We start from the raw sequence: 12,618 nt of genomic DNA, 5'->3' as shown, positions 1-12,618 counted from the left end.
GGGCCGGGCTGGTCTTAACTCTTGCCTGTGGTCCTTCAGCCAATAACGAGAAGATGGGGGAAGCATGAGCGAAGAAACGTCCAACAAGACCAGCGACAGCGTCGTCGATGCCCGCGCCGCATTCATTCTGATCCTGCTGGTGGTCGCGACCGCCGTGTTCTGGGTCAGCCACCAGTGACAGCGGTGCCGGCGGGTCGTCCTGCGGCCCGCCCGGTACCTCATCTTTCAGCCGGCTTTCCTACAGCCCGGCGAAATGCAGCACCAACTGCACCAGCCCGTAGAGCAGCAGCACGAAGACCAGCGTGAAGAGAATGCCCATGGCGATGAAATGACTGGGCTTGCCGTGGGTGAAATCGCGCGCGCGATTGCGCCCGCTCTGTACGCCGAAGGCCGCGGCCAGCACGCTGTGGAGCATCTGCCAGAAGCTTGGCGGCTTATTCTGTTGCTCGTCCATCGGTGGTCCTCCTTTTTGCCTGCAAGCCTAGCTCCTGACGGAGCGAACGCTAGAGTTCGATCTGCGTCCACTGGCGTTTCTGCCACATCACCGCGAAGATCGCCGAGGCCAGCCCGCGCTGCAGTATCTGCATGCTCCAGATCGCCAGCAGCCCGCCGCCCAGCACCGGGCCGACCAGGTAGGCCAGCGGCAGGAAGAACAGCCATTGATTACCCAGGCTGACCGCCATCACCGTGCGCACGGCGCCCGCGCCCAGCAGCGCCTGGGTCAGCACCAGCGCGGTGGCATCGATCACCATGCCCATGCCGGTCAGCATCAGTGGCACGCGGCCCAGTTCGATCAGCGCGTGGTCGCTTACGAACAGCCGCAGGATGGTTTCGGGGAAAATCCAGAACGGGGCGCCCAGCAGCGCTAGGCCGCAGGCCGCCACCTTCACCACGTCCCAGCCCCAGCGGTGCGCGCTGTCGAAGTCGCGCTCGCCCATGCTCTGGCTGACCAGCGTGGTCGCCGCCATCCCCAGGCCGACGCCAGGCAGGATCAGGAATAGCGCGAGGTTGATCAGCACGTGGGCCACCGCCAACTCGCGAGTGCCGACCTGGGCGATGATCCAGAACAGCAGGGTGATGCCCGCGGCGAAGAAGAACTGCTGCAACGAGTTTGGCAGCGACAGGCGCAGCAGAGTGCGGATGTCCCTTTCGCTTGGTGGGTGCGGGTGAAAGCCCTGGGCTCGGGCGTCGCGCCAGGTGATCCAGGTGTATATCAGCGAGCCGAGGTACAGCGCCAGCGTGGTGCCCAGGCCGCTGCCCACCGCGCCCATCCGGGGCAGGCCGAACAGACCATGGATCAGGCTGTAGCTGATAGCCGCGTTAGCCAGGTGCATCACCACCAGGGTGCGCATGTACATGCCCGAGCGGCGAGTGCCGTTCCAGTAGCCGCGGAATGAGAAATTGAGGCCGACGGCAAGCACCGACAAGGCACGCCATTCGAAGTACGGGATACCAACCGCGAGCACTTCGGGATCGTTGGACAGCGCGCGGACGATTGGCTCGGCGAACAACAGGCAGATCAGCGTTATCGGCAGCGATAGGCCCAGCGCCACCAGCAGCCCGCAGTTCAACGGAGCGGCGAGCTCGGCGTTGCGGCCTTCACCCCGCCGGCGCGCCACCAGTGCCTGCACGCCTGCGCCCAGGCCCATCACCAGCGAGATGGCGACGAAGTTGGCGTAGCTGCCGATACCGACCCCGGCGAGGGACTTTTCCCCGAGGTGGCCGACCATGGCCGCATCCACCAGGTTAAGCAGGCTCTGACTGAGCATCCCGCCGATGATCGGCAAGCCCAGGCTGAGAATATTCTGGAACCGCTGGCGCTCTAGCATGGCGTCTCTGGGCAGTGAGCTCCGGCCTGTTCTGGACATCCGGCGGGCCCGTGCCGGTGGGACTCCGCTGTAGGAAATCCTAGCCGAAGGGGGCGTTTCATGCCCCCTTTTAGAACGGAATATGCCTACGAATATTGCGAAGTTGTTCCGGCGATATTTCCGATATTTGTGTGAGGTGTATCACGATTTTTCGCCTTGGCGAACGAAATCGGCGTACTACGCTGAGATTCAATTGACCAGGGCAAACCTGTGCGAAAGCCAGGGACGCAAAGCCACCGATCTACAGCCCGGAAGGGCCATGACCGCGGGGTTGCCAAGCAGGCCGGATGTTCGTCCGCGCCTTCTGCGAGCTTGCGCTCGGCATCTTCCAACGTCCCGGTGAGCCTCCTGATCAACCCGTGCAGGTTGATGGTGTTTGTTGGCCAAAGGGAGCGCGCCGATGAATCAGCCGTATCAGGTTCAATATACCTACGGGTTCGCCCGGATGTCGTTGCGGGATCAGGTGGTGTTCAAGTCCATCGTCGGGCTGCTCAGCGGCCGCACGCTGGCCAACTGGGCCTATGTCGACGGTCCGGCCGACCTGCTGGTGGAGGGTGAGGAAGGCGAGCCACGGGTGCAGTTGCGCATCGCGGAGGGTGAACCCTTCTGGGTGCACTGGCCGTTACGCGCCAGTGAAGTCTTCGACTGCCTGGAGCGAGCCGCTCGCGCCATTGGCCACCGGCCGGTGGAGACTCCCGGCGGAGCGTTGCGCCTGAAGCATTGGCCGGCGGCCTCCCTGCTCAAGGGAGATCATCGTTATGTGCGCCTGGCCACGCTGCTCTGCGCGCGGGCCATGAGCCTGGATGAGTTGTGCGAGCGCTCGGGCGTGTCGCGCCAGGTGGCGGAGAGCTTCGTTCGCCTGATGGGCGCCCGGGAGCTGCTTCAGCACACCGAGGCCATGCCTGTTGCACCTGCGCAGCAAACCACTGCGCCCATCGGCCTGCTGGCGCGCATCCGTCGTCATCTTGGCCTGGGTGGTGCTATGGAGGATGGCCGATGAGGGAATACAAGATCCTTTTCACCGGCACGATGGGCGCCGGCAAGACCACAGCCATCGCCGCGATCAGCGATATCGAGCCGGTCAGCACCGATGTGCAGAACAACGACCCGAGCCTGGACAAGGCGCGCACCACCGTCGGCCTGGACTACGGCGAAGTGGTGCTTGGCACGGACGAGCGCCTGCGCCTGTACGGCACTCCCGGCCAGGCCCGCTTCGCCTTCATGTGGGGAATCCTCGCCCGAGGTGCGCTCGGGCTGGTAATCCTGATCGACAACTCAAGGCCCGACCCGCTGGGCGACCTGCGCGTCTACCTCGATGGTTTCGCCGATTGCATCGGCCGCGCGCCCTGTGTGATCGGTGTGGGCCGCCTGCCGGGCAATCCCCATCCGGGCTTGGACGACTATGCGGCCGCCCTGGCGCAGGCCGGATACAGCTTCCCGGTGATCGAGGTGGACGTACGCGAAGCCGAGCAGGTGCGGCTGCTGCTTGACCTGCTCCTGCTGCAACTGGAATGCACGGCGGCCTGAGGCCTGATGTTCGCCACCGACTGGAGTCAATCATGGAACAAGCCCTGATGAGCCTGCCGGAAAGACTGCGCCACGACGCCGAGCGGGCGCTGGATGAACTGGGCGCCAGCCTGGGCCGGCTGAGCGCGGCGGTGATTGCCACCACCGATGGTTTCGAAGTGGCCTCCCGCGCCGGCAAGGGGCTGGAGGTTTCCAAGCTGGCGGCAATGGCCTGCTCGATCTCCGCCCTCGGCGCGATGGTCGGCCAGGAGAGCGAAGTCGGGCCGCACCAGAACGTGATCGTCGAGGCGAGCGAAGGCTACATCGTCATCGTCGATATCCCGCACCCGAGCCACCCGATGATCCTCAACCTGGTCGCCGACCGCGAGGAGATGCTCGGCCAGGTGCTCTACCAGGCAAAACGTATGGCAACACGGCTGGCGGATCTGTCGCTGGCCGGCTGAGACAAAAGGCGTCGCGGCGCGCGCGGCTGCGGGGCCCCTACAACAGGACGCGCACTCGAGGAGTTATCGCTATGGCAGCACTGCAACAATCGCTGGACGAACTGCTGAACCTGGATGGTGCCCTGGCGTCGGCCGTGGTGGATGCCAAGAGCGGCATGCTGCTCGGGCAGGCGGGTGGTGGCGTGGACCTGGAACTGGCGGCGGCCGGCAACACCGAAGTGGTCCGCGCCAAGCTCAAGACCATGAAGTCGCTGGCGCTCAATGATGTGATCGAGGACATCCTCATCACCCTCGGCCGCCAGTACCACATCATCCGCCCAATGGCGAAGCACGAAGGCGTGTTCATGTACTACGTGCTGGACAAGGTGAAAGCCAACCTCGCCCTGGCTCGGCGCAAGCTGCAGGAGGTGGAGGGGCAGATGGCGATCTGAGCCTCGCGTGATCGACAGGCGGACGGGGAGGTCTGCCCGTCTTCGTCGTACCCGACTGGCCCTTTGCGGGCCAGTCGCGTTTCAGGCCAGCAGCAACTCGGCTAGGCGCGCCGCGTAGTTGCGCAACTCAGGTACGGCGGTTGCTTCCCAGTGGCTGGCGCGCAGCATAGGGCTGAGCAGGTAAAGGTTCGGGTTGGCCGTGCCTTCGGCGTCCAGCAGGCGAAAGCCGCTGTCGGTATCCAACCCCAGCCCTTGCTTGTCCTGGCGGATCACGCCGTGCTCCAGCAGTCCATTGAGCATTGGTTCGTTCACGGTGCGCAGGTTGGTGCAGGGTCCGGTGCAGTTGATCAGGTAATCGAAGCGTTGCCGCTGCGACTGATCCGCCCCGCGTTGGCGAATTTCCAGCTCGATGCCTCCTTGCGCCGCGCTCGCTGCCAATACCCGGCCTGCCCGAACGCTCAGTTGACCGCTGTCGCGCAGGTCATTGATGCGCTGGGCCACGGGCGGCGCGGCGCGGTGACGGTGAACATCCCAGTACGGCTGCAGATGCCGCAGGAAGCGGCTGCGCTCGCGGTCATCCAGTACCTGCCAGAGTTGTGACGTGACCGGGCGCAGTGCGGCGATCACGTCGCGCCAATCGTGGCCGTCTGCGGCTGCCTGACGGATCAGAACGCGCAGGCTGCGAAGTCGCTGGTTCAACCCCATTTCACGCAGGAATGCCTCCGGCAGCTCCGGCAGTTGCGGATGGCTCGCGTTGTCACGGTGCGCCTGGGGCAGCAGTGCGCGGCGGGAGAGAGCCTGCAGCGGGCCGCGATGGCCCTGGTCCTGCAGCGCCAGCGCCATGTCGTACATGGTCAGGCCCGCCCCCAGCAGCAGTATCTCGGCATCGGCCGGAATGCTTTCCAGGGCGCCTGGCGTCCATGGATCACGTAGGTAGCGTGGATCGTCTTCCAGCACCTTGAGCGGGCCGGGAGTGGCCGGGGCGAAGTTGCCGGTAGCGATGACGACTTTCGCGCTGTCCAGCGGCTGGCCGTCATCAAGCAGCAGGCGCAGGTGATCGCCTTGATCGGACAGTTCCAGCACTTGCTGGCAGTGGCTGCTGAAACGGACGCCGGGAGCGGCTTCGGCGATGGCGTGGCCGAGACGGTCCTGCAGATAGTCGCCGTAGAAGCGGCGCGGCAGGAAGTCGCTTGGTTTCGCCTCGGGCATTTGTTTTCGAGCGAATTCGAGGAAGTCCGATGGCCGATCGGGGAACAGGCTCATGCGTTCGGCCGGCACATTGAGGATGTGGCTGGCGGAGCGGGTACCGTAGGCCAGGCCGCGGGCAAGACGCCCGGAACGGTTGATCAGGCTGAGGCGCAGTGGGCCCCTGGCATTTCGCAGCAACTGGATGGCCAGTGCTGTACCGCAGAATCCGCTGCCGATGATGGCGATGTGTTCCATGCAACCCGCTCCCTGTTCGGATCGGGGCAGGTTCGCAGAGCGGGGAATGACTGACAACCGTATGACAAAAGGAATCTTTGATCGGATCGTGCGATTCCATCGATTGTCGCGCCGGACGGAAAGCCCCGGCATGCAAAACAACAAGGCGACCCGTGGGTCGCCTTGTAGTCGCACTTATTCGAACAGGCCGTGCCAGCAGTCGCTCAGCTCGCCCAGTTCGAAGGACTTTGCCCAGGACTGTTTTTCCAGCCACAGGCGGGTGGTCTCGCGGTCGGCTTCGGTCAGGCTACCAACGGCGTTCAGGCACAGGTAGCCGGTGAACTCGCCGTCTTCGGTGGCGCCGCCGACGAAGACCCAGCCCTCGGACTCGACGAAGGCGATCCACTGGTCGAGCACGTCATCCAGGTCGCCGCTGTAGTTCACTTCCAGGCTGAAGCCGAATTCCTGGAACTCGGCCAGGCGCAGTTTCTTCAGCAGGCGGCGCTTGCGCGGTTTGGCCATCTGTTCGGGGGTGAGGTATTTCATTCGTATTGCTCTCGTCAGCGGAAGCCTGGCGGGTGGCCGGCTTCGATCCGTTGTGGCCCAGGGGTACCCAGGATGGCGGGATTATCCCGCATCTGCGGCGCAAGTGCAGCGAAGGTTTTGCCCGGGCAGTGGAAAGCCCTGACGAGGATGTCGCGCCGGGTGGGCCCGGTCGCGACATGGGTTGCTCAGTTGTCGTAGCCCAGATTCGGCGAGAGCCAGCGCTCGCTAGTGGTGATTTCCTGGTCCTTGCGCGCGCTGTAGCGTTCGATCTGGTCCTTGTCGACCTTGCCCACGGCGAAGTATTGCGCTTGCGGGTGGGCGAAGTACCAGCCGCTGACGGCGGCGGCGGGGAACATGGCGTAGTGCTCGGTCAGGGTCACGCCGGAGATGCCCTTCGGATCGAGCAGCTTGAACAGTGTGCCTTTCTCGGTGTGGTCCGGGCAGGCCGGGTAGCCGGGCGCCGGGCGGATACCGACGTACTGCTCCTTGATCAGCGCCTCGTTGTCCAGGTGCTCCTCGGGCTGGTAGCCCCAGTATTCCTTGCGCACGCGCTGGTGCAGCCACTCGGCGCAGGCTTCGGCGAGGCGGTCGGCCAGGGCCTTGACCATGATCGCGTTATAGTCGTCGCCCTTGGCCTCGTAGGCCTTGGCCACTTCCTCGGCGCCGATGCCGGCGGTGGTGATGAAGCCGCCGACGTAGTCCTTCACGCCGCTTTCCCTGGGCGCGACGAAGTCGGCCAGGCTGAAGTTCGGCTTGCCGTCGGGCTTGATGGTCTGCTGGCGCAGGTGGTGCAGGGTGGCCAGCTTGTGGCCGTCGTCGCCGTAGACCTCCAGGTCGTCGTGGTGCACCTGGTTGGCCGGCCAGAAGCCGAAGACGGCCTTGGCGCGAATGAGCTTCTCGCCGATCAGCTTCTTGAGCATCGCCTGGGCGTCGTTGAACAGGCTGGTCGCCGCTTCGCCCACGACTTCGTCGGTGAGGATGCGCGGGTATTTGCCGGCCAGGTCCCAGGAGATGAAGAAGGGCGTCCAGTCGATGTACTCGGCCAGCACGTTGAGGTCGATGTCATCCAGCACCTTGACGCCGGTGAAGCTCGGCACCGGCGGCTGGTAGCCGGCCCAGTCGAACTTCGGCTTGGCGGCGATGGCCTGTTCGTAGCTCAGGCGCTCGGTGCGTGCGCTGCGGTTGGCGGTGCGCTCGCGGACTTCCGCGTACTCCTCGCGCAGCTTGCGGGTGTACTCGGGCTTCATTTCCTTCGACAGCAGGGTGGTCGCCACGCCCACTGCGCGGGAGGCGTCGGTCACGTAGACCACGGCGTCGTTGCTGTACTGCGGGTCGATCTTCACCGCGGTGTGCGCCTTGGAGGTGGTGGCGCCGCCGATCAGCAGGGGCAGGTGGAAGTTCTGCCGCTGCATTTCCTTGGCGACGTGAACCATCTCGTCCAGCGACGGGGTAATCAGGCCGGAGAGCCCAATGATGTCGCACTTCTGCTCGCGGGCGGTCTGCAGGATCTTCTCGGCCGGGACCATCACGCCCAGGTCGACGATGTCGTAGCCGTTGCAGCCCAGCACCACGCCGACGATGTTCTTGCCGATGTCGTGCACGTCGCCCTTCACCGTGGCCATGAGGATCTTGCCCTTGGCCTCGGGCTTGTCGCCTTTCTCGGCTTCGATGAAGGGGATCAGGTGGGCCACCGCCTGCTTCATCACGCGGGCGGACTTCACCACCTGCGGGAGGAACATCTTGCCGGCGCCGAACAGGTCGCCGACCACGTTCATGCCGTTCATCAGCGGGCCTTCGATGACCTCGATGGGGCGCGCGCACTTCTGCCGGCACTCCTCGGTGTCCTCGACGATGAAGGTGGTGATGCCCTTGACCAGTGCATGCTCCAGGCGTTTCTCGACGCTGTGGCTGCGCCACTCTTCGTCTTCCACTTCCTTGACCGCGCCGCCGCCCTTGTAATTGTCGGCGATTGCCAACAGCGCCTCGGTGGCGTCCGGGCTGCGGTTGAGCACCACATCCTCGACCTTGTCGCGCAGTTCCTGCGGGATCTCGTCGTAGATCTCCAGCTGGCCGGCGTTGACGATGCCCATCGTCAGGCCGTTCTGGATGGCGTAGTAGAGGAATACCGAGTGGATCGCTTCGCGCACCGGGTTGTTGCCGCGGAACGAGAACGACACGTTGGACACCCCGCCCGAAGTCAGGGCGTAGGGGAGGTTGTCGCGGATGTAGGCGCAGGCCTCGATGAAGTCGACCGCGTAGTTGTTGTGTTCCTCGATGCCGGTGGCGACCGCGAAGATGTTCGGGTCGAAGATGATGTCTTCCGGCGGGAAGCCCACTTCGTTGACCAGGATGTCGTAGGAGCGCTGGCAGATTTCTTCCTTGCGCGCCTGGGTGTCGGCCTGGCCGGCTTCGTCGAAGGCCATTACCACCACCGCAGCGCCATAACGCTTGCACAGGCGGGCGTGGTGCTTGAACTGCTCGACGCCTTCCTTCATGGAGATCGAGTTGACGATGCCCTTGCCCTGGATGCACTTCAGGCCTGCCTCGATCACGTCCCACTTCGAGGAGTCGATCATGATCGGCACGCGGGAAATGTCCGGCTCGGAGGCGATCAGGTTGAGGAATCGGACCATGGCGGCCTTCGAATCCAGCATGCCCTCGTCCATGTTGATGTCGATCACCTGGGCGCCCGCTTCCACCTGCTGCTGCGCCACTTCCAGCGCTTCGGCGTAGTTCTCCTCGCGAATGAGGCGAGCGAACTTGGCCGAACCGGTGATGTTGGTGCGCTCGCCGACGTTCACGAACAGCGAGCTGCGGTCGATGGTGAACGGCTCAAGGCCGGACAGGCGGCAGGCGCGGGGGATTTCCGGAATGGCGCGCGGGGTGTACTTGGCTACGGCCTTGGCGATGGCTTCGATGTGCCCAGGCGTGGTGCCGCAGCAACCGCCGATAATGTTGAGGAAGCCCGACGCGGCGAACTCTTCCACGACCACGGCCATTTCCGCCGGGGACTCGTCGTATTCGCCGAAGGCGTTGGGCAGGCCGGCGTTGGGGTGCGCGGAGACGTGGGTGCCGGCCTTGGTGGCCAGCTCTTCCAGGTAGGGGCGCAGCTCTTTGGCGCCGAGGGCGCAGTTCAGGCCGACGGAGATCGGCTTGGCGTGGCTCACCGAGTTCCAGAAGGCTTCGGTAGTCTGGCCCGACAGGGTACGGCCGGAGGCGTCGGTGATGGTGCCGGAAATCATGATCGGCAACTCGACGCCCAGTTCCTCATAGACGCCCTGTACGGCGAAGATCGCGGCCTTGGCATTGAGGGTGTCGAAGATGGTCTCGATCAGGATCAGGTCCGCGCCGCCCTCGATCAGGCCGCGAGTGGATTCGCTGTAGTTCTCCACCAGTTCGTCGAAGGTGACGTTGCGGAAACCGGGGTCGTTGACGTCCGGGGAGATCGAGCAGGTACGGCTGGTCGGGCCGAGGACGCCGGCGACGAAGCGCGGGCGGTCCGGGGTTTCGGCGGTCTTGGCGTCGGCCACTTCACGGGCCAGGCGCGCGCCCTCGACGTTCATCTCGTAGGCCAGTTCCTGCATGTCGTAGTCGGCCTGGGACACGCGGGTGGCGTTGAAGGTGTTGGTTTCGAGGATGTCGGCGCCAGCGTCGAGATAAGCCTTCTCGATGGCCTGGATGACGTCCGGGCGGCTGAGCAGCAGCAGGTCGTTGTTGCCCTTCACGTCGCTCGGCCAGTCGGCGAAGCGCGCGCCACGGTAGTCCTCTTCCTGCAGCTTATAGCTCTGGATCATGGTGCCCATGCCGCCATCGAGGATCAGGATGCGCTCCTTGAGGGCTTGCTGGAGGGCTTGCAGGCGTGCGGCACGGTCGATCATTGGAGTTCTCGGAAAAAGGCGTGACGAAAGGTCGCTGATGATAACAAAGCTGCAGGAAATTTGACCGCGCGCGGTTTTACATGAAAATTCCTCATGTTCAGTCTTTGGTTGGAGCGCATTGCGCCGGCACTCCCGCTAGAATCCGCTCCATCCTGATGTCCGGAGTCCTTCATGTCCCTGCGAGCCCGCTTCACGTTGCTCATCGCGTCCCTTGTGTTTTCGATGCAGGCCCTGGCGGGAGGGCTGTCCTACACCAAGGACATCCAGCCGATCTTCACCGAGAAATGCGTGGCCTGCCACGCCTGCTACGACTCGCCTTGCCAGCTCAACCTGACGGCCGCTGAAGGTGCGCAGCGCGGAGCGAACAAGCTGCCGGTCTACGACGGTGGACGCAGCAAGGCGCAGGATCCGACGAGGCTGTTCCTCGATGCCCACGGCGCGGATGCCTGGCGGCGCAAGGACTTCTGGTCGGTGCTCGACGGCCGCGGCAGCCAGGCGGCGCTGATGGCACGGATGATCGACTTGGGACGTGAGCACCCCCTGGTGCCCAACGCGAAGATTCCCGACGGGCTGGACCTGTCGATCAACCGCACCAACCAGTGCCCGACGCCCGAGTCCATCGACGACTTCGTGGCCAAGAACCCGCGCAGCGGCATGCCTTTCGCCGTTACCGGCCTGAGCGACAAGCAGCTGTCGACCATCAAGACCTGGCTGGCCCGGGGCGCGCCGGTGGACGAAAAGGCCTGGCAGCCGGGCGCCGGCGAGGCCGCGCAGATCGCCGACTGGGAAGCCTTCCTCAACCAGCCCGGAGCGCGCCAGAGCCTGGTGCAGCGCTGGATCTACGAGCACCTGTTCCTCGCCCACCTGTACTTCACCGAGCGCGGCGAGCCGGGGCATTTCTTTCAGCTGGTGCGTTCGCGCACGCCCAGTGGCCAGCCCATCGACCCGATCGCCACGCGCCGGCCGAACGACGATCCGGGCAATACCTTCTATTACCGCTTGTGGCCCATCCAGGGCGTGATCGTGCACAAGACGCACATCACCTATCCCCTCAATGACTCGCGCCTCAAGCGCAACCAGGAGTTGTTCTACGGTACCAACTGGAACACCGACAAGGTTCCCGGCTACGGCCTGCAGCACCGCGCAAACCCCTTCGTGACCTTCGAGGCGATCCCGGCGCGGGCGCGCTACCAGTTCATGCTGGACAACGCCGAGTACTTCGTCCGCACCTTCATACGCGGGCCGGTGTGCCGCGGGCAGATCGCCACCGACGTGATCCGCGACAACTTCTGGGCGCTGTTCCAGGATCCGGACCACGACCTCTACGTCACCGACCCGAAATTCCAGCGCCAGGCCTCGCCGCTGCTGGCGTTGCCAGGGCAGATCGATGACATGGGCGCCATGCTGTCGCAGTGGCGTTCCTACCGCGACAAGCGCAACAAGTACGAAGAACTGCGCCAGGACGTCTATGACGATGCGCCGCCGCCGACCTGGGCCGACATCTGGGCCGGCAACGACAACGCGGTGCTGAGCATCTTCCGCCAGTACGACAGCGCGTCGGTGCGCAAGGGCCTGATCGGCGGCGTGCCGCAGACCATCTGGTGGCTGGACTATCCGCTGCTGGAGCGCACCTACTACGGGCTGGTGGTGAACTTCGATGTGTTCGGCAACGTTGCCCACCAGGCGCAGACACGACTGTACTTCGACCTGATCCGCAACGGCGCCGAGCAGAACTTCCTGCGCCTGATGCCCGTCGGTGCACGCAGGAAGCTGCTCGACGACTGGTACCAGAGCAGCGGCAAGCTGAAGATGTGGGCCGACTACTACAACAACGACAGTGATGAGCCGACCGGGCTGTTCCTGCCGGAGAAGGGCGCCAAGCTGGCCTTCGCCAGGCAGTTGCTGAAGAACTACGTGGCGCTCAATGCGCGGCCCGACCCGATCAACCTGTGCGAGAACGGCGCCTGCTACCGCAACACCGTCGCCGCGCCGCTGCAGGATGCCGAGCAGGCCTTCAGCCGGCTGGTCAGCCGTCCTGCCGCGGGGCTTCCGGTGATCGACCAGTTCCCGGAGGCAACGATCCTGCGTGTGGAACTGCCGGACGGGCGGCGTGAGATCTACACCGTGCTGCGCAACCGTGCGCACAGCAACGTCGCTTTCATCATGGGTGAATCCCTGCGCTACCAGCCGGGGCTGGACACGCTGACCATCTACCCCGGCGTGCTGTCGAGCTACCCGAACTTCATGTTCAACCTGAAAGCCGCCCAGGTGAGCGATTTCGTCGCTGCGCTGGAGCAGGTGAAGAGCGCTGCGGACTTCGAGAAAGTCGCCGACCGCTGGGGCATACGCCGCAGCCACCCGCAGTTCTGGTTCTACTTCCACGACCTGGACGCCTATCTGCGCGAAACCGAGCCCGTGGAAGCGGGCGTGCTGGACATGAATCGCTACGAGAACCTCTGACCCGCTCGCCCCCTGCAGGAGCGCCCAATGAATGTCCAGAATG

Annotated in this window: 10 protein-coding genes and 1 riboswitch; of the genes, 5 read left to right on the top strand and 5 right to left on the bottom strand. The window is 64.6% G+C overall.

Features of this window, described 5'->3' with window-relative positions; translation table 11 throughout:
- Nucleotides 1–238: 238 nt before the first annotated feature.
- Together ACIPK7_RS24210 and ACIPK7_RS24205 are read right to left on the bottom strand one after the other, a co-directional pair.
- Nucleotides 239–454, bottom strand: coding sequence for a DUF2970 domain-containing protein (locus ACIPK7_RS24210; protein ID WP_045208331.1), 216 nt, complete (start codon nucleotides 452–454; stop codon nucleotides 239–241).
- Nucleotides 455–503: 49 nt separating this feature from the next.
- Nucleotides 504–1,829: an MATE family efflux transporter gene (locus tag ACIPK7_RS24205; protein WP_401090693.1), complete on the bottom strand. Its 1,326-nt coding sequence runs from the start codon at nucleotides 1,827–1,829 to the stop codon at nucleotides 504–506.
- 230 nt (nucleotides 1,830–2,059) lie between these two features.
- Nucleotides 2,060–2,147, top strand: a riboswitch (cyclic di-GMP riboswitch).
- 121 nt (nucleotides 2,148–2,268) lie between these two features.
- On the opposite strand from ACIPK7_RS24205, the gene ACIPK7_RS24200 reads away from it, so the two are divergent.
- The 4 genes from ACIPK7_RS24200 (at nucleotide 2,269) to ACIPK7_RS24185 (ending at nucleotide 4,269) form a co-directional block, all read left to right on the top strand.
- Nucleotides 2,269–2,868 (top strand): hypothetical protein, encoded by a 600-nt coding sequence (locus tag ACIPK7_RS24200; protein ID WP_192433600.1) that lies wholly within the window; start codon nucleotides 2,269–2,271, stop codon nucleotides 2,866–2,868.
- Entirely contained in the window at nucleotides 2,865–3,395 is a 531-nt protein-coding gene (locus ACIPK7_RS24195; RefSeq protein ID WP_401090691.1) for a GTP-binding protein, read from the top strand. The genes ACIPK7_RS24200 and ACIPK7_RS24195 overlap by 4 nt, the downstream gene beginning before the upstream one ends.
- A gap of 32 nt (nucleotides 3,396–3,427) precedes the next feature.
- Nucleotides 3,428–3,838 (top strand): hypothetical protein, encoded by a 411-nt coding sequence (locus ACIPK7_RS24190; protein WP_192433596.1) that lies wholly within the window; start codon nucleotides 3,428–3,430, stop codon nucleotides 3,836–3,838.
- A gap of 71 nt (nucleotides 3,839–3,909) precedes the next feature.
- Entirely contained in the window at nucleotides 3,910–4,269 is a 360-nt protein-coding gene (locus tag ACIPK7_RS24185; protein WP_024763315.1) for a hypothetical protein, read from the top strand.
- An 81-nt stretch (nucleotides 4,270–4,350) separates the two neighbouring features.
- On the opposite strand, the gene ACIPK7_RS24180 is transcribed toward ACIPK7_RS24185, so the two are convergent.
- The 3 genes from ACIPK7_RS24180 to metH all read right to left on the bottom strand — a co-directional run bounded on the left by ACIPK7_RS24180 (nucleotide 4,351) and on the right by metH (nucleotide 10,115).
- Entirely contained in the window at nucleotides 4,351–5,712 is a 1,362-nt protein-coding gene (locus ACIPK7_RS24180) for an FAD/NAD(P)-binding protein (RefSeq protein WP_401090689.1), read from the bottom strand.
- A 174-nt stretch (nucleotides 5,713–5,886) separates the two neighbouring features.
- Entirely contained in the window at nucleotides 5,887–6,237 is a 351-nt protein-coding gene (locus ACIPK7_RS24175) for a 50S ribosome-binding protein YggL (RefSeq protein WP_081516557.1), read from the bottom strand.
- Between the two features lie 185 nt (nucleotides 6,238–6,422).
- On the bottom strand, nucleotides 6,423–10,115 hold the full coding sequence (gene metH, locus ACIPK7_RS24170) for a methionine synthase (protein ID WP_401090686.1): 3,693 nt from the start codon (nucleotides 10,113–10,115) through the stop codon (nucleotides 6,423–6,425).
- A 222-nt stretch (nucleotides 10,116–10,337) separates the two neighbouring features.
- Between metH and ACIPK7_RS24165 the strand changes: the two genes are divergently transcribed.
- Nucleotides 10,338–12,575, top strand: a complete 2,238-nt coding sequence (locus tag ACIPK7_RS24165; protein ID WP_401090812.1) for a fatty acid cis/trans isomerase — start codon at nucleotides 10,338–10,340, stop codon at nucleotides 12,573–12,575.
- The last annotated feature ends 43 nt before the right edge of the window (nucleotides 12,576–12,618 follow it).

Origin of the sequence: Pseudomonas sp. NPDC086581 (assembly GCF_044746165.1) — a bacterium.
In the GTDB taxonomy this organism is placed as follows: Bacteria; Pseudomonadota; Gammaproteobacteria; order Pseudomonadales; family Pseudomonadaceae; genus Pseudomonas.
The sequence above is the reverse complement of the archived record's forward strand: the minus strand, read 5'-3'. Positions and strand labels throughout refer to the sequence as shown.

Bases quoted from the DNA above. Each gene is read 5' to 3' on its own strand.
- ACIPK7_RS24180 (WP_401090689.1), bottom strand. From the start codon at position 5,712: ATGGAACACATCGCCATCATCGGCAGCGGATTCTGCGGTACAGCACTG.
- ACIPK7_RS24175 (WP_081516557.1), bottom strand. From the start codon at position 6,237: ATGAAATACCTCACCCCCGAACAGATGGCCAAACCGCGCAAGCGCCGC.
- ACIPK7_RS24165 (WP_401090812.1), top strand. From the start codon at position 10,338: ATGCAGGCCCTGGCGGGAGGGCTGTCCTACACCAAGGACATCCAGCCG.
- ACIPK7_RS24195 (WP_401090691.1), top strand. From the start codon at position 2,865: ATGAGGGAATACAAGATCCTTTTCACCGGCACGATGGGCGCCGGCAAG.
- ACIPK7_RS24210 (WP_045208331.1), bottom strand. From the start codon at position 454: ATGGACGAGCAACAGAATAAGCCGCCAAGCTTCTGGCAGATGCTCCAC.
- ACIPK7_RS24190 (WP_192433596.1), top strand. From the start codon at position 3,428: ATGGAACAAGCCCTGATGAGCCTGCCGGAAAGACTGCGCCACGACGCC.
- ACIPK7_RS24185 (WP_024763315.1), top strand. From the start codon at position 3,910: ATGGCAGCACTGCAACAATCGCTGGACGAACTGCTGAACCTGGATGGT.
- ACIPK7_RS24205 (WP_401090693.1), bottom strand. From the start codon at position 1,829: ATGCTAGAGCGCCAGCGGTTCCAGAATATTCTCAGCCTGGGCTTGCCG.
- ACIPK7_RS24200 (WP_192433600.1), top strand. From the start codon at position 2,269: ATGAATCAGCCGTATCAGGTTCAATATACCTACGGGTTCGCCCGGATG.
- metH (WP_401090686.1), bottom strand. From the start codon at position 10,115: ATGATCGACCGTGCCGCACGCCTGCAAGCCCTCCAGCAAGCCCTCAAG.